This window comes from Novosphingobium sp. MBES04 (genome assembly GCF_000813185.1).
Taxonomy (GTDB): domain Bacteria; phylum Pseudomonadota; class Alphaproteobacteria; order Sphingomonadales; family Sphingomonadaceae; genus Novosphingobium; species Novosphingobium decolorationis.
In genome coordinates, this window is record NZ_DF850488.1 from 129358 (window position 1) to 144983 (window position 15626).

15 protein-coding genes are annotated in these 15626 nt (G+C 65.4%); 6 read left to right on the forward strand and 9 right to left on the reverse strand.

Going from position 1 to position 15626, the window contains the following annotated elements:
- Position 1 precedes the first annotated feature (1 nt).
- The 6 genes from MBENS4_RS00475 to rutB form a co-directional block, all read right to left on the reverse strand.
- Complete coding sequence (locus MBENS4_RS00475; protein WP_039388008.1) at positions 2–1213, reverse strand: CmpA/NrtA family ABC transporter substrate-binding protein; 1212 nt, start codon at positions 1211–1213, stop codon at positions 2–4.
- Positions 1214–1243: 30 nt separating this feature from the next.
- Complete coding sequence (locus MBENS4_RS00480; RefSeq protein ID WP_039388009.1) at positions 1244–1822, reverse strand: ANTAR domain-containing response regulator; 579 nt, start codon at positions 1820–1822, stop codon at positions 1244–1246.
- An 80-nt stretch (positions 1823–1902) separates the two neighbouring features.
- Entirely contained in the window at positions 1903–2973 is a 1071-nt protein-coding gene (rutA, locus tag MBENS4_RS00485; protein ID WP_039388011.1) for a pyrimidine utilization protein A, read from the reverse strand.
- Positions 2974–2979: 6 nt separating this feature from the next.
- Entirely contained in the window at positions 2980–3762 is a 783-nt protein-coding gene (gene rutD, locus MBENS4_RS00490; protein ID WP_039388013.1) for a pyrimidine utilization protein D, read from the reverse strand.
- Entirely contained in the window at positions 3755–4138 is a 384-nt protein-coding gene (gene rutC, locus MBENS4_RS00495) for a pyrimidine utilization protein C (protein WP_039388015.1), read from the reverse strand. Before rutC ends, rutD begins: the two co-directional genes overlap by 8 nt.
- A 42-nt stretch (positions 4139–4180) precedes the next feature.
- Positions 4181–4954 (reverse strand): pyrimidine utilization protein B, encoded by a 774-nt coding sequence (rutB, locus tag MBENS4_RS00500; protein ID WP_052321908.1) that lies wholly within the window; start codon positions 4952–4954, stop codon positions 4181–4183.
- Positions 4955–5168: 214 nt separating this feature from the next.
- Here rutB and MBENS4_RS00505 point away from each other — a divergent pair, with 214 nt between their 5' ends.
- Both MBENS4_RS00505 and MBENS4_RS00510 read left to right on the forward strand, forming a co-directional pair.
- Complete coding sequence (locus MBENS4_RS00505; protein ID WP_039388016.1) at positions 5169–5513, forward strand: glycine zipper 2TM domain-containing protein; 345 nt, start codon at positions 5169–5171, stop codon at positions 5511–5513.
- Positions 5514–5665: 152 nt separating this feature from the next.
- The gene (locus MBENS4_RS00510) at positions 5666–6292 is read left to right on the forward strand and encodes a glutathione S-transferase family protein (protein ID WP_039388018.1); all 627 of its coding nucleotides are present in this window, start codon (positions 5666–5668) and stop codon (positions 6290–6292) included.
- 9 nt (positions 6293–6301) lie between these two features.
- Here the strand turns inward: MBENS4_RS00510 and MBENS4_RS00515 are convergent, their stop codons facing one another.
- Together MBENS4_RS00515 and MBENS4_RS00520 are read right to left on the reverse strand one after the other, a co-directional pair.
- Positions 6302–8215, reverse strand: coding sequence for a CocE/NonD family hydrolase (locus tag MBENS4_RS00515; RefSeq protein WP_039391472.1), 1914 nt, complete (start codon positions 8213–8215; stop codon positions 6302–6304).
- A 101-nt stretch (positions 8216–8316) separates the two neighbouring features.
- Complete coding sequence (locus tag MBENS4_RS00520; RefSeq protein WP_199904322.1) at positions 8317–10059, reverse strand: mechanosensitive ion channel family protein; 1743 nt, start codon at positions 10057–10059, stop codon at positions 8317–8319.
- 186 nt (positions 10060–10245) lie between these two features.
- On the opposite strand from MBENS4_RS00520, the gene MBENS4_RS00525 reads away from it, so the two are divergent.
- Together MBENS4_RS00525 and MBENS4_RS00530 are read left to right on the forward strand one after the other, a co-directional pair.
- Entirely contained in the window at positions 10246–11934 is a 1689-nt protein-coding gene (locus tag MBENS4_RS00525; RefSeq protein ID WP_144400816.1) for a M28 family metallopeptidase, read from the forward strand.
- Between the two features lie 8 nt (positions 11935–11942).
- Positions 11943–12509 (forward strand): septal ring lytic transglycosylase RlpA family protein, encoded by a 567-nt coding sequence (locus tag MBENS4_RS00530; protein ID WP_039388019.1) that lies wholly within the window; start codon positions 11943–11945, stop codon positions 12507–12509.
- A gap of 97 nt (positions 12510–12606) precedes the next feature.
- Here the strand turns inward: MBENS4_RS00530 and MBENS4_RS24500 are convergent, their stop codons facing one another.
- A complete protein-coding gene (locus tag MBENS4_RS24500) occupies positions 12607–12813 on the reverse strand; it encodes an FmdB family zinc ribbon protein (RefSeq protein ID WP_084591900.1) in 207 nt (68 codons plus the stop codon).
- Between the two features lie 117 nt (positions 12814–12930).
- Here MBENS4_RS24500 and MBENS4_RS26030 point away from each other — a divergent pair, with 117 nt between their 5' ends.
- Positions 12931–13086 carry a hypothetical protein gene (locus tag MBENS4_RS26030; RefSeq protein WP_199904323.1) on the forward strand — a complete coding sequence of 52 codons (156 nt, stop codon included), beginning with the start codon at positions 12931–12933 and terminating at the stop codon, positions 13084–13086.
- A 355-nt stretch (positions 13087–13441) separates the two neighbouring features.
- Positions 13442–15592 carry a M3 family metallopeptidase gene (locus MBENS4_RS00535; RefSeq protein WP_052322299.1) on the forward strand — a complete coding sequence of 717 codons (2151 nt, stop codon included), beginning with the start codon at positions 13442–13444 and terminating at the stop codon, positions 15590–15592.
- Positions 15593–15626: the final 34 nt, after the last annotated feature.

Genomic DNA, 15626 nt, shown 5'->3' on the forward strand with positions numbered 1-15626 from the left:
GTCACGGGAGCTGCGCCAGGTACTCTTCGATACGCTGTGGATCAAACACCTTCCCGTCAAAAAAAGCGTTGGACTCCAGAACCATGTTGCCCTGCTGAGTCCCCACGACCGTGGGTGTGACGATGCTGCCTTCGACCTTTGAACTGGCCCCTGGAAGCGGCTCGTTCGTGCCCAACAGTGCGGCGCGATAGATGTCGGGACGGAACACGCGCGCCGCCTTGTCGGCGTCCGCGCGATCGAACGTCAGCCCGTCCCAGCGCACCATCTGCGAATAGAGCCACTCGGCCTGGCTGACCCAGGGGAAGTTTGCCGCTTCCCGGTACTGGAACATGAAATCGGGGTAATGGATCATCGTGCCGCCCCGCGCGATCAGGATCTGGTCGGCAATGGCGCGTCGGATCAGCTCAGGCGAACCGTCGAGGTACTCCGGCCGTGCCAGGATCGCCGCGTTGTGCTCCCAGTTGATCGGGTCCACGAAGTGCGCGGCAGCCCGGCACAAGGCGCGGATAAGCCGCAGCACCGCCTCCCTTTTTTCCTCCAGCACCGGTTCGCGCAAGGCCAGCACCTTTTCGACCCCGCGCCGCCAGATCTGCGAGGTGGACAGGACGATCTCGCCCACGCCCTTTTCCACCGCAACGCTGTTCCAGGGTTCGCCCACGCAAATCCCGTCGACCTCGCCCAGTTCGAGCGCCTCGGCGCAGAACGGCGGGGCCACGGTGGAAATGTCGACGTCCTTGTCCGCATGGATCCCGCAGGAGGCGAGCCAGTAGCGCAGCATGTAGTTGTGGCTGGAATAGCGATGGACCACGCCGAAGGTCAGCGGCTTGCCCGCCGCCGCGCGCTCCAGCGCGACCTCGCGCAGCGCCGCGCCCACCTTGACCGGATCTCCCAGCCCCGTCTCCCCGCCGCGCACGCGCTGTGCGAGCTTGGGGGCAAGCGTGATCGCATTCCCGTTGAGGCCCAGCACGAAGGGCGCGGCCAGAGGCTGCGCCGGACGCCCACGCCCCAGCGTGGCGGCAATGGCCAGCGGGGCGATCATGTGCGCGGCATCGCTGTGCCCGTAGAGCAGCCGGTCGAGCACGGTCGCCCAGCTCAGGTCCTTGACCAGGCTGAGCGAAATCCCCTCATCCTCGGCGAACCCATGCTCGCGCGCCAGGATCGGCAGGCAGGCATCCACCAGCGGCAGGAAGCCGATTGTCAGTTGCGTATTCACCTCAAGACACCTCTTGTCGGTCCCCGCCGATCATGTCCCGCTCATCAGTTCGTGAGCGGTGACGACGGCTTCGGCAATGTTAACGATGCGCTTGCCCTGGTCCATCGCGGCCTTGCGCAGTTCGGCATAGGCCTTGGGTTCGGGCAGGCCCTTGCTCTGCATCAGGATGCGCTTGGCCTTGTCGACCAGTTCGCGTTCGGCCAGCTTGCCGCGCGCTTCGGCCAGATCGCTCTGCAGCCGGGCAAAGGCGTTGAAGCGCGTGATCGCAAGATCGAGAATGGGCCGGATGCGTCCCGCGGCAAGACCATCGACCACGTAGGACGAGACCCCAGCCTCGACCGAGGCGACGATGGCCTCGTCGTCCGCCTCATCCACGAACATCGCGATGGGGCGGGCCAGTGCGCGGCTCACCGCGAAATACTCCTCGAGCATGTCGCGCGAGGGATTTCCAAGGTTCATCAGCACGATATCGGGATCGATCTCAGCCATGCGCGCGAGCATGCCGCGCCGCTCGGTAATCACGACAAGGTCGCAATCGGCAAGCTCGGACAGGCCTTCTTCAATGATGGAGGCGCGCGCCGCGCTCTCATCGACAATCGCGATACGCATGCCACTTTATTGCACTGCACCATGGGCAAGATGCAATGGCTAATTCGGCCGGTTCCGAACCTTTAATCCGCTCCTCGCCCCTACCCCGCGATTCCCACGCGGCTTCTCATAAGCGGTTGAATCCGCGTACCGAAGTCATCGACACCCGCCAGGAAGTCATCGAAGGTAAGGAGCACCCCGCCCGTTCCGGGCACCTCGCTCATCTCGTCGAGCATACGCGCCACGCTTTCGTAGCTGCCCACCAGGGTGCCCATGTTGATGTTCACCGCCCCCTCGGGCGCGGCGAGCTGGCGCACGTTGGTGTCGGTGTTGACCGTATCCTTTGCGCCCTGGTCCGCGAGCCACGAGATCGCGTCGATATCGACCCCATCATTATAGAGCTTCCACTTTGCCATGGCCTCCTCGTCGGTTTCGGCCGCGATCACCATGACGAGGACGAACATCGAGACGTCCCGTCCGGTCTCGGCGGTGAACTTCGCAAGTCGCTCGTTGTTGAAGGCGAAGGCCTTGGGGGTGTTGACACCCTTCCCAAGGCAAAAGGCGTAGTCCGCCCATTTCGCCGAAAAGGCGAGGCCGGCATCGGAAGAGCCCGCACAGATGATCTTCATGTCCGCACCCGGCTGCGGGCGCACCAGACAATCGTCCATGGTGTAATAGTCGCCCTTGAAATCACTACGCCCGGTGTTCCACAGGTCGCGCAGGACGTGGGCGTATTCGTCGAGCACATCATAGCGATTGCGAAAGTGCTCATCGCCCGGCCACAGGCCCATCTGCGTGTACTCGGGCGGCTGCCAGCCGGTGACGAGGTTCATCCCGAAACGGCCATGGCTGATCGAATCGATAGTGACGCCCATGCGCGCGGCAAAGGCGGGCGGCAGGATCAGCGTGGGCGCCGTTGCGTAGAGCTTGATCTTCTCGGTCACCGAGGCAAGTCCGGCCATGAGCGTGAAGCTCTCCAGCCCATACTCCCAGAACTCGGTCTTGCCGCCAAAGCCGCGCAGCTTGATCATCGAGAGCAGGAAATCGAGCCCGTGCGCCTCGGCCTTGAGCGCGATCTCCTTGTTGAGATCGAAGGTCGGCTTGTACTGCGGCGCCGTCTCGGAAATCAGCCAGCCGTTGTTGTTGATGGGAATGAAGACACCGACCTGCATGGGGCGCTAACTCCTGAGATAATCGAGCACGTAGCGGTTGAAGAGCGCGGCGTCGGTCACGTTGCAGGCGTGGCCGCCCCAGGCGAAGCTGTCGACCTTGGCGTGCGGCACGAAGCCCGCGAGGTCGAGTGCGGTGACATAGGGCACCAGAAAATCGTCGCGCGTGGCAATGACCAGCAGGCTGGAAAGCGCGGCAAGACCCGCCGGATCGGGGCTGTAAGCCTGCACCGCCTCGATCCGCTGGACCATGGCGTCGACACCCGGAAAGCTTGCCGCATGGTGGGCCACTTCGGCGGACATTTGGGCATCGTGGGAGGCGATCCAGTCCGGCGGATAGAGAAACAGCGGCTGTGCCTCCAGAAACGCCTCCACGCCCGCGCCGTGCAGCAAGGCAAGACGCGCGGCAAAGCAGCGCCGGGTGTGGGGCGACAAGGTCCGCCAGCCGTTGACGACCACCAGCCGCTCGATCCGGTTGGTGCGGATCGCGGTCTCGATCCCGATCGCCCCACCCAGCGCGTGGCCGATGAAATGCGCCCTGGAGATATCCAGCGCGTCCATGAGGGCGATCACATCGCCCGCCATGTCTTCGACACGGAGCGATGCAAGCGGCGTGCGGTCGCTGCGCCCCGTGCCGCGGTGGTCGTAGGTGATGACCCTGTGATCCTGCGCCAGCGCGGCGATATTGGGAGCCCAGTAGGCGCCGCTGCCGCCAAGACCGCTCGAGAGGATCAGCGGCGGTGCCTCCGGGCTGCCATGCTCCTCGAACCAGAGGCCGCCCGTTTCAGGCAAGGTGCGCGACCGAGGCGATCTCGACAAGGAGGTCGGGCTTCACCAGGTCGGCCCGGATGCAGTAGCGCGCCGGCTTGTCGCCCGGAAAGTACTCGGCATAGACCGCGTTGAAGGCGGCATAGTCATCAAGGTCCTTGAGGAAGATGTGGTTCATGGCGATGTCCGCCATGGTGCCCCCGGCCGCCTCTACCGTCACCTTGATGACGTCCAGGATGTGCCGGGTCTGGGCTGCGGCATCGCCGACGTGGAGGACCGTGCCCCCTTCCCCCAGCGCCAGCACGCCCGAGACGTAGACCGTGTTTCCCGCTTTCGCGCCCGCCGAATAGGGGGCGATGGGGGTCGGGAACTGCGGCGGATTGATCGGCTCGAACGGCATCTGTCTTTTTCCCTCTCTGGTCTGTCTGGCAGGTTCTTCGCGTCAGTCTGCAGGCGGCAACTGCCCCACGGCGGTGCGGAAATCGGCGAGCGAGCTTACCCAGCCGAAAAACTTCTCGATGTTGTAAAGGCTGGCCTCGCGGATGAAGTCGGGGCCCAGGTGATGGACCGCATCCTCCAGCACCACGCCGAAGTATTCGAGATGGAAGCCGTCGCGCAGGGTCGATTCCACGCAGACATTGGTGGCGATGCCAGTGAAGATGAGCGTGCGGATGCCCCGCGCGCGCAGGATCGTGTCGAGCTGCGAATTGAAGAAGGCCGAATAGCGCGGCTTGTGGACGCGGATATCGCCCTCTTTCGGCGTCAGCGCCTCGACAAGCTCGTAGTCCCAGCCGCCGCGCGCGAGGAACTTACCGGCAAGTTCAGGCCGCGCGCGCATGGTCTTCAATGCGTTCGACTTGTGGTAGTTGGGCGATTGCGGCGTGCCCGCTTCCACATAGTCCGCGTCCCAGCCATTCTGCAGGAAGATGACCGGCATTCCGGCGCTGCGCGCCACGTCGAGCACCTGCGCAATATGACCGATCACACCGGCGGCAGGACCTACATCAAAGCCCGCCTCGTCGACATAGCCCCCTTTCGAGGCGTAGGCGTTCTGCATGTCGATGACGATGACCGCGCTTGTCGAAGCATCGATGCGCAGGGCTTCGGGGCGGGCAGGCAGCACGACCGAGGGGCCGGAACGCTGCGGGGCGGGATCTACGATCGGTTCGCTCACCCAAGTCAGTATTGAGCAAAGCCGCCTTGCGATCAAGCACATAGATAGCTGTCCAAAGATGTACGCAAGAACAGGGTGGCGGGGTGGCCTGCTCACCGCTTCATCGGCTCCTTTGAGCGCTCCCAAAAATTCAACGCGGGAACAAAATCTGACTTGGCGCCTTGTTCCGGCACACCCCCAACGTTCCCCCGAAGGTCGCACGAGGGCCACGCCGACAAGGCCAAGCGCCCCCTTCGCATAACAAAGGACTTGTCTCGTGAAATACGCCCCCATCCTCGCCCTCGCGACGCTCTCGATGGCGCTCGGCGCCTGTGCCTCGGACCGCTACGGCCGCGGCGGCTATGGCTACAACGATCGTTACGGCTCCTCGCGCGGCTATCGCCTGGGTGACAGCGACCGCATCTACCGCGCGCGCGACGGGCACTACTACTGCAAGCGCAAGGACGGCACCGAAGGCGCCATCATCGGCGGTCTGGCCGGCGGCGTTCTGGGCAACCTCATTGCGCCTGATGGCTCCAAGACGCTCGGCACGCTGCTGGGCGCGGGTGGCGGCGCGCTGGCAGGCCGCGAGATCAGCCGCGACGACATCCAGTGCCGCTGATCCGCACACACTGGCGATGACATCGGTTCGCTGATGACACGATCAGGGCCGCTCCGGTACTTTACCGGGGCGGCCTTGCTGTAGGGGGCGCCCGCCCCCAATCCCAAGCGTGGGCCCCACGACACGAAATGCACAAACCGGGAGAGGCCTTGATGATCACCGTCCACCACCTCAACAACTCGCGCTCGCAGCGAGTCATCTGGATGCTGGAGGAACTGGGCCTCCCTTATGAGATCCGCCGCTACGAGCGCAACGCCAGGACGATGCTCGCACCGCCCGAACTGCGCCGCGTGCATCCGCTGGGAAAGTCGCCGGTGATCGAGCACGAGGGCCGCACGCTGATCGAGAGCGCGGCGATCTGCGAATACCTGGTCGATCTTGCCGGAGGGCGCATGGGCGCGCCCACAGGGTTGGAGGACAAGCTGCGCTACCGCCAGTTCCTCCACTACGCCGAAGCCTCGATGATGGTCCCGCTTCTCCTCAAGCTCATCATCGGGCGCATCCCGATCATGGGGAAGATGGCGGCGAAGAAAATCCAGCCGATGATCACGCTGCATCTGGACTTCGTGGAGAGCGAACTGGTCGCACGCCCCTGGTTCGCAGGCGACGAGCTGACCGCGGCGGACGTGATGATGAGCTTTCCATTGGAAGCCGCCCGCGTGCTGGCAGGCCTTGATGCGCAGAGCCATCCGCACATCAGCCAGTGGCTCGACACTCTTCACGACCGCCCGGCCTACCAGCGCGCGCTGGAGGCTGGGGGAACGTACGACTACGCCTGAGCGAGAACCTCAGTCCTCCTGGACGACCGGAAGCCAGACCGCGCTCGCGGCTTCGCCGCCGCGCTGCACGGTTTCGGTCGCCTTCTTGTAGTCCTGCGGCTGCGCCTTCATGATCGAAGGCGCCCAGCCTTGCGGGTTGCGGTCATAGAGCGGGAACAGGCTCGACTGGACCTGCACCATGATGCGGTGTCCGGGCAGGAAGACATGGTCGACGTTGGGAAGCGACCATTTGAAGTTATAGCTCTTGCCCGGCTCCAGCGGCGCAGGGGTCGCAAAACCGTGGACGTAGCGCCCGCGGAAGATCTCGATCCCCATCGGCAACTGGTAGCCCGCCATCTGCGGCTTCTCCGAATATTCCTCGGGGTAGACGTCGATCAGCTTGACCACGAAATCGCTGTCCTCGCCGCTGGTGAAGGCGTGCAGGTCCACCTTGGGCGCGCCCTTGATGTGGACAGGCTGCGCGAGGGCTTCGGTCGCGTAGCTCAGCACGTCGGTGCGGCTTTCGGCAAAACGCTGGTCCTGCACCAGCCAGGTGCGCCATTCCTCCCCGCTCATGTGGATCGGGCGCGGGAGCATGGGGACGGGCTTGGCCGGATCGGAGACGTAGCTGTCCTCGCCTGCTTCCGGCTTGCTCCACGAAAGACCGAAGTCCTTGGCAAGGTAGAGCGGCGTATAGGCGCCGCCCGGCCATTCCTGCGAGACCTCCCAGCGGTTGGTACCCGTCGCATAGGTCAGCACCGGCGGGGTGTCGCAGGCGGGCGCATCGGTCTTGAGATGGCAATCAAGAAAGGGCTTCATCCAGCGCGTGCGGAACTGGAGGCCGGTATCGCCCTCCCAGTCCAGCGCGCCAAGTGAACGCGCCTCATAGTTCACCTGCGAATGGCGCCAGGGGCCGATCACCAGGCTCACCATGTCGTTGTTGGTGTCCTTGGGCTCCAGCGCCTTGTAGACGGCAGGCGCGCCGTAGCTGTCTTCCTGGTCCCACTGGCCGACGACCAGCATCGTGGGGACACTCAGCGGACGCGCGGCGAGCAGCTTGTCGACCGCCTGTCCCTGCCACCAGGCATCGTAGGAGGGATGCTCCAGAACCTTGCGGATCGCGGGGATATCCAGCAGCCCGTAAGCCTTGGCGTAGTCGTAGGCCGAGCCGGCCTTCAGATAGGCCGCGTAGTCCTCGCCCGAGCCGCGCGGCACCGAGCCACCACCCTTGGCGACCGTCTGCGAGAGATCGTAGTCATAGCCGAAGGTGCGGAAGGCGCCGTTGTGGAACCAGTCATCGCCCATCCAGCCATCGACCATCGGGCTCTGCGGCACCGAGGCCTTGAGCGCGGGGTGCGGATCGATCAGCGCCATGAGCGAGGTAAAGCCCAGGTACGAGGACCCGATGATCCCGACCTTGCCGTTGCTTTCCTTCACGTTCTTCACCAGCCAGTCGATCGTGTCGTAGGCATCGGTCGCGTGATCGACCTTGGTGGGATTGAGCGGTCCGCGCAGGGGCCGGTTCATCACATAGTCGCCCTGCGAACCATCCAGCCCGCGCACGTCCTGGTAGACGCGGATGTAGCCATCGTTGACGAACTCCTTGTCCATGACGGGCAGGATTTCCTCGATCTTCTGGCTGCGGTTGCGGCTCGTCGCCCGGCCCGCGTTATAGGGCGTGCGGCTGAGCAGGATGGGCCCGTCGCTCGTCCCCTTGCGGTAGACGATGACGGTAAAGAGCTTCGTCCCATCGCGCATCGGCACCATGACTTCGCGCCGGACATAGTCGGCCTGCGGACGCACCCAGTCGTATGCGTCCACCTGGTCGTTGGCCATGGTGTCGAGCGTGTCCCGGGCAGGCGCCGCCGAGGTTGCGAGGGTGGGCAGGACAAGGGCGAGGGAAGCCGCGCCAAGGGCGGCGGTGCGAAGCGTGCGAGCGATCATGGAGCAGGCGATGGACCGTGGCGCGCCCGCGGTCAAGCGCGCGCCCACGCTCTACGCCGGGGCGCCGCCTTCAGGCCTCGTCCCCTTAGTCCTCCCCGCCTTCAATCTTCGCCGTCGTCGTCCTCGCTGTCCTGCACCTGCGAGGGGGGAGGTCCCTTGGGCACGGCCTGCGTCCCCTCGCGGTGGGTGTCGGCAAGGCTGGTGTCGGGCTTCGCGCGGGCCAGCGCCTCTTCGCCCCCCTCGCGCACGAGGTGCAGCGTGCGGGTCGGGAAGGCGATACCGATCCCCTCCTTCTCCAGCCGCGCAAAGATCATCAAGAGGAGGTCCTGCTGGATCACCAGGCTTTCGTCATAGTCCGCGGCCTCGATGTAGGCGAAGACCTCGATGTCGAGCGAACTGGCACCGAAGGCCACGAAGCGCGCACGGTGGCCTGGCTTGGCGATGCGCTCGTGCTCCTCCAGCACGCCTTCCACGATCTCGACAGCTTCCAGCAGCTTGGCCGAACCAATGCCGTATTCCACCCCCACGGTGGGGTTGAACAGGAAGCGGTCGCGCTTGGCGTAGTTCTCGATGTTCTGCGAGGACAGGTCGCCATTGGGAATGGTGACGACCGTGCGCGCCAGCGTGCGAATACGGGTGGAGCGGATGCCGATGTCCTCGACCGTGCCCAGGATATCGCCGATCTTGCAGAAGTCGCCGATCTGCACCGGCTTGTCGGCAATGAGCGAGACCGAGCCGACGAAGTTCTCGACCGTCTTCTGCGCGCCCAACGCAAGAGCGATACCGCCGATACCCAGCGCCGCGATACCCGTCGTCACGTCGATCCCGAACGTATCGAGGATGGCAACGAGGACCCCGAAGAGGAGCAGAATCTTGGCCGCACGGCGCAGCAGCGAGGCGACAGAGACGACCTGGCGCTGCCCGCGCGCCTCCATGCGGGTGATGACCGTGCGCGAGATCGCATCGATCAGGCGTACCAGCAGCCAGGTCAGCGCGGCGGCGGCAAAGAGCCCGATGTACTTGAGCATGAACTGGCGCGCGATGATCGAGACCGGCAGGCTGTCCGCCCAGAGCTGGAAGACGACCGTGGCCAGGAACAGGCTGAACGGCGGCATCGCCGCGCGCGCGAAGGCAACGCCCGCCTCGGCCGTAGGTCCGCGCACCAGCCGCTCGGCAATCGCCACGAGCGCCATCGAGATCAGCTGAAAGCCGACGAACACGGCCGCGGCCAGTCCGATCAGCACGCCCCAATCGGTCACGCTGGCACCGGCCACGGTCAGTTCGCCGCTTTCCTCGGGCGAGGTGGTTTCCGGGTTCAGCCGCCCCACGATGTCGCCCGTCTGGCGCGAGACCTGCCAGATCATGGCCCCTTCGGGCGATTGCGTGCGCGTGAGCATGATCGGTGTCTTGCCCTCATCGCCCAGGTGCCCGACATATTCCTGCTCGGCCGGCAGGTCATCGTCGAGCACGCCCTCGGGCTTGTCTGAGAGCGCCGCGAAGGTGTTGAGCGAGCCCCCCTTGTCGAGCAGCGCCTGCAACTGGCGCGCCCGTTCGGCGCCATGCTCGGCATCCTCGAAGAAGCGGTCGACCCGCGCATCGTCTCCGGCCGCCAGCGCCTCGATCAGGCCCTGCACCATCGAACGCGGCGTGGTCCGCCCATAGGGATCGGACACGGGCTCCTGCGGGGCCGGAGCCTGCCCGTCTGCGTTGGCGTTCTCGTCCGGTGCATCGGGTGTCACCGCATCGGCAGCTTGCGCCACGGGCGAGCTTTCCTGCGCGGCCAGCGGCAAGGCGGGGAGCACAAGCAGGAGAATAGGCATCATCGAACGCAGGAAACGGGACATCACGACCGAAAGGGCTCCAGGTTGCAGGCCGTAGGTGTGCGCGGCCCATCGCGCTCCTAAACGGATGAGGAGAAAGCCGGTTGCCGCAGCCCACCGCGACACGTCCTCCAGTCGCCGTGCGCATCTGTGCACACTGCGTTTCGCTGCGCGCTTGTGTCCTGTTTCGCGCGGCTTACTATGCCTGTCATGCACACCCGGTCCCTTCTGACGCTGGCCCTGGCGCTGGCCGCGAGCCCCCTTGTCTCAACGCCCGCGCAGGCAAATTCGCCCACGCCGCCTGCCATCTCGGTCGATGCGGCGCGGATCGCGCGCGATGTGACGACCCTGACGCAAGACGTCTTTGAAGGGCGCGCGCCGGGTACGCGCGGCGATGACCGCACCATCGGCTACCTCATCGCGCGCATGCAGGACCTCGGCCTTGAACCGGCCGGGCCGGACGGCAGCTGGGTCCAGCCCGTCCCCCTCCTCCACACAGCGCTCGGCAAGGCACGCACGCTTTCCTTCGCCACACCGAAAGGCGAACTTGCCGTCGATCAGACCAAGGACATCTACGTCTCGACCCTGCGCAGCGAGGACTGCGCGGTCCTCGCCAAGGCACCGGTCGTCTTCGTAGGCTACGGCGTTGATGCGCCCGAACGCGAATGGGACGACTTCAAGGGCATGGACCTTACCGGCAAGGTCCTCGTCTTCCTCGTCAACGACCCCGACTTCAACGCCACCCCGGACATGGATCCCTATGGCAAGTTCGGCGGGCGCACGATGACCTACTACGGGCGCTGGCGCTACAAGTTCGAGGAAGCGGAACGGCAGGGCGCGGTCGGCGCGCTGGTGATCCACGAGACCGAAGGTGCGGGCTACGGCTGGAACGTCGTCGAGAGCCCGGGCGGCGAGAACTTCGACGTGGTCAAGCCCGCAGGCGAAGTGACCCCGCTCCAACTCCAGGGCTGGATGTCGGGCGCGACCGCGCAGGACCTCTTCACCCGCGCCGGGCTCGATCTGGCGGCCCTCCAGGCACAGGCGCGCTCGAAGGACTTTCGCCCCGTGCCGCTGGAAGGCGTAACTTTCTCCGCCGATGTTCCGGTCACCCACGAGGAAATCACCAGCCACAACGTGCTAGGCAAGATCCCGGGCACCACCCGCCCCGACGAGGCCGTGATCTATGGCGCGCACTGGGACGCCTACGGCAAGGGCCAGCCCGACGAACTGGGCCGCATCTACCGTGCAGGCGCCAACGACGATGCGCTGGGCGTCGCCGCGCTGCTCGACATCGCGCGCGTCATGAAGGCGCGTCCCGCGCCCGCACGCTCGGTCGTCTTCGCCGCCTGGACCGCCGAGGAGCGCGGCCTCCTGGGCTCGGAATACTACGCGGCCAATCCCGTCCTCCCGCTCGAGAAGACCGTGGCCAACCTTGCCATCGACATTCTCCAGACCGCGGGCCCTGCGAAGGACGTGATCCTCGTTGGCGAAGGGCAGAACACGCTGGAAGACGACATGGCGCGCGTAGCCGCCACGCAAGGACGCACCGTCACGCCCGAGGGCCTGCCCGAACGCGGGCTGTTCTACCGCGCCGACCACTTCTCCTTCGCCAAGCGCGGCGTTCCTGTGATGCTGCTCATGGGTATTGCCGGAGCCGCCGATCTCGAAGACGGCGGACGTGAGGCAGGCCAGGCCTGGATCGATGCCTACACGGGTGACTGCTACCACCAGGCCTGCGATGCCATCGGCCCGGACTGGGACCTCGCGGGCGCGGTGCAGGACATCGACCTCATCGGCCAGATCGGATGGGAACTGGCGAGCACGCCGCGCTGGCCGCAATGGAAGGCCGGCTCTGAATTCAAGGCCCGGCGCGAGGAAAGCGCGGCCGAACGCAACTGAGCCTCCTCGTGCGCGCCCTTCCCCTCACCGCCGCCCTCACCTGCCTCGCCCTGAGCGCCTGCGGGGGCGGCACGAAATACCGCCCGGTCAGCGACAGCCCCGTGCGCATCGGTCCCAGCTACCAGGTGCGCGGGGAACGCTACACGCCGCGTGCACAGCCCGACTACGACATGCTCGGCTATGCCGCGTGGTACGGCAGTGAAAGCGGCAGCCAGACCGCCAACGGGGAGAAGTTCCACCCGGCCTGGATCACCGCCGCGCACCGCGACCTGCCGCTGCCGACCTACGTCGAGGTCACCGCGCTCGACACCGGGCGGCGCATCCTCGTGCGGGTCAACGATCGGGGGCCGTTTGCTGCGCGCTCGCGCATCATCGACCTCTCACGCGGCGCGGCCGAGGAACTGGGCATCCGCGCCAAGGGCGTCGCCGCCGTGCGCGTGCGCCGGGTCGAACCCGACGCAAAGGACCGCGCGCGTCTGCGCGAAGGCAAGCCTGCCCGCAAGATCCCCGCGATTGACTCCCGCACGCTCGGCAACCTGCAACGCCAGTTCGAACGCGGCGTCGGCGCGCTCTGACTTTCCTGCGACACGCAAAGCCATGTCGCAAAGACGACACGAGCGTGTCGTACTTCTGCCCAAGGCCGGTCCGCGCGCGGCGGGAGGGAGGCGGCGCCTAGAAGTTGCTCAGATGCCCTTCCCGCTTCGCCGCGGCTCGACCTGCTGCCGCGAGCGCTTTGGACTTTCCCGGTGGGGAAACGCGCGAAACCAATCGGTTGAGATCTCCGCCACCGCAGCGCGGGCACGCCACCGCCTCGCCCGAACGCACCAGCAGTTCAAACTCGGCAGAGCAGGACGGGCAGCGAAAATCGTAGATCGGCATGGGCCCTCGCAAGATTGGCGTTTCAGGTCTGCGCGCCTAGAAGCGAAAAATATGCCAGCCGCCGGGAACCCATCCCGCCCCAGCCACGTTCTCCTCTCTGGATAGAGGAGAAAAATAATGAACATCGGAGCCGAAATGCCGTTCCGCCGCTCGAGCTTCAGCCGGAAGACCGGATCGCTCATCCTGGATCGTGAACGCGAAGACCGCGCGCGCAAGGACACCGAGACGTCCGAATTGCGCATCTGGAGCCAGGGGCGCTTCCGCAAGCTCTGACAGCCGGGCCCCTAGGGCCTACTCTCCCCCCTTCCATCGAACATGTCCCGACACCGCCGGGGTGCTCGCCCGCCCTAGCGGTTGTCGTGCGTCGGCCTCAGGCCACACCTTGCCCCCACGCACGCAAGATCATGTCTCCACATGGCACCACCGAACACACAAATGAGGCCGGAGCAACGATCTGTGCAACCGGGTCATCCTGCCTCAGATCGGACTTGCAAAGGCCCCGCCGCCACGCTTGATTGCCGCCCATGACATAGTCTTCAGGCGGGCAACCCGGCACAGAAAAGAACGCCGGCACGCCTCCCCCATAATCCCCCGTCGCATGCCTGAAGACCCTTCGGAGAATGACCTGATGAAGAAACGGCTCCTTGCAGCCGCAGCGCCCGCTGTCCTCGCCACTCTTGCCCTTTCGGGAACAGCTGCCATGACGATCTCCACCGCACATGCCGCGAGCGATACCGCCTACGACGGGATCTTCGCCCAGCCGAGCACGCTGCCCTTCCAGGCCCCGGACTTCACGAAGATCCGCGATACCGACTGGCAGCCCGCAATCGAGGCGGGCATCGCTCAGAAGCGCGCCGAGATGAAGGCCATTGCCGACAATCCCGAAGCGCCGACCTTCGAGAACACGCTGGTCGCCATGCAGCGCGCGGGCGTCCTCTACGACCGCGTCTACAATGTCTTCGGCCAGCTCACTTCGGCGGCCACCAACGACACGCTCGACGCCATCGACACCGCGGTCTCGCCGCAGATCTCCTCCATGCAGGACGACATCTACCTCGACCCCAAGCTCTTCGCCCGGGTCAAGGCGGTCCACGACAGCGCCGCGGGCCAGGCCCTGACCGGCGAGGACGCGATGCTGCTCAAGACCGAGTACGCCAAGTTCGTCCACCGCGGCGCACTCCTCTCGGCCGCGAAGAAGGCCGAACTCAAGGCGATGAACACGCAGATCTCCAAGCTGGAGACCGAGTTCGCGCAGCAGCTGACCCAGGCCAACAACGCCCACGCCGTCGTCTTCGACAGCGCCGAAGAGCTCGCCGGACTTACCGAGGGGCAGATTTCGTCTGCCGCCAAGCGCGCCAAGGAGGAAGGCAAGCCGGGCAAGTACGTGCTGCCGCTGATCAACTTCACCCAGCAGCCCGTGCTCGCCAGCCTGACCAACCGCGACAGCCGCCGCCGCGTCTTCGAGGAGAGCATCAACCGCGCCTCCTCGGGCGATGAATTCGACACCACCGGCATCGTGACGAAGCTGGCCACGCTGCGCGCGAAGAAGGCCGAGCTGCTGGGCCAGCCGAACTTCGGCACCTTCCAGATGTACGACCGCATGATCAACACGCCGGAAAAGGCGATGGCGTTCATGACCGGCTTCACGCCCGCATTGCGCACGACGCAGGACCGCGAAGCCGCGCTTCTGCTCGATGCCGCCAAGGCCGATGGCGTGACAACGCTGCAGCCCTGGGACTGGACCTACTACGCCGAGAAGGTGCGCAAGGCGAAGTACGACCTCGATGAAAGCGCGATCAAGCCTTACTTCGAGGTCTACAACGTGCTGGAGAATGGCGTGTTCTACGCCGCGAGCCAGACCTATGGCCTCAGCTTCAAGCGCCGCACCGACATTCCCGTCTACCACGAGACGATGCGCGTCTACGAAGTGACCGACAAGGACGGCAGCGCGCTCGGCCTGTTCTACTTCGACCCGTTCTCGCGCCCCTCCAAGCGCGGTGGTGCGTGGATGAACAACTTCGTCGAGCAGTCCGACCTCCTCGGCAACACGCCGGTCATCGCCAACACGCTCAACATCGATCCGCCCGCCGAGGGTGAGCCGGCGCTGGCAAGCTGGGACAACGTGACCACGATGTTCCACGAATTCGGCCACGCGCTCCACGGCTTCTTCGCAAGTCAGACCTACCCTGCGCTCTCGGGCACCAATACCGCCCGCGACTTCGTGGAGTTCCCGAGCCAGTTCAACGAGAACTTCGCGACCGTCCCGGAAGTGCTGGCCCATTACGCCAAGCATTACGAGACCGGCGCCCCGCTTCCCGAAGGCACGATCGACAAGATCAACGCGGCATCCAAGTTCAACCAGTCGGTGGGCTTTGGCGAGACTCTGGAAGCGGCCATGCTCGACATCAAGTGGCACACACTGAGCCCGCAAGAGGCTGCGCAGGACCCGATGGCGTTCGAAAAGCAGGCGCTCTACTCGATGGGTCTTCGCAGCGATCTCATCCCGCCGCGCTACCGCACGCCGTACTTCCGCCATATCTGGGACAACGGCTATGCCTCGGGGTACTACTCGTACATCTGGACCGAGCTGCTTGCCCACGATGGCTGGGACTGGGTTGCCAAGCATGGTGGCATGACCCGCGCCAACGGCGATCACATCCGCGCGAGCTTCCTGGGTCAGGGCCATTCGAAGGACCTCGACGTGCTCTACCGCGACTTCACCGGCCACGATCCCGAGATCGGACCGATGCTCGAGGCGCGCGGCCTGTCGGAGAAGTAGGACTTCAGATCCGCTACGAAATGAAAAAGGGGCA

Excerpts from the sequence above, each read along its gene's own strand:
- MBENS4_RS00480 (WP_039388009.1), bottom strand. The coding sequence starts at position 1,822 with ATGCGTATCGCGATTGTCGATGAGAGCGCGGCGCGCGCCTCCATCATT.
- rutA (WP_039388011.1), bottom strand. The coding sequence starts at position 2,973 with ATGCAGGTCGGTGTCTTCATTCCCATCAACAACAACGGCTGGCTGATT.
- rutC (WP_039388015.1), bottom strand. The coding sequence starts at position 4,138 with ATGCCGTTCGAGCCGATCAATCCGCCGCAGTTCCCGACCCCCATCGCC.
- rutB (WP_052321908.1), bottom strand. The coding sequence starts at position 4,954 with ATGTGCTTGATCGCAAGGCGGCTTTGCTCAATACTGACTTGGGTGAGC.
- MBENS4_RS00510 (WP_039388018.1), top strand. The coding sequence starts at position 5,666 with ATGATCACCGTCCACCACCTCAACAACTCGCGCTCGCAGCGAGTCATC.
- MBENS4_RS00515 (WP_039391472.1), bottom strand. The coding sequence starts at position 8,215 with ATGATCGCTCGCACGCTTCGCACCGCCGCCCTTGGCGCGGCTTCCCTC.
- MBENS4_RS00520 (WP_199904322.1), bottom strand. The coding sequence starts at position 10,059 with ATGTCCCGTTTCCTGCGTTCGATGATGCCTATTCTCCTGCTTGTGCTC.
- MBENS4_RS00525 (WP_144400816.1), top strand. The coding sequence starts at position 10,246 with ATGCACACCCGGTCCCTTCTGACGCTGGCCCTGGCGCTGGCCGCGAGC.
- MBENS4_RS24500 (WP_084591900.1), bottom strand. The coding sequence starts at position 12,813 with ATGCCGATCTACGATTTTCGCTGCCCGTCCTGCTCTGCCGAGTTTGAA.
- MBENS4_RS26030 (WP_199904323.1), top strand. The coding sequence starts at position 12,931 with ATGAACATCGGAGCCGAAATGCCGTTCCGCCGCTCGAGCTTCAGCCGG.
- MBENS4_RS00535 (WP_052322299.1), top strand. The coding sequence starts at position 13,442 with ATGAAGAAACGGCTCCTTGCAGCCGCAGCGCCCGCTGTCCTCGCCACT.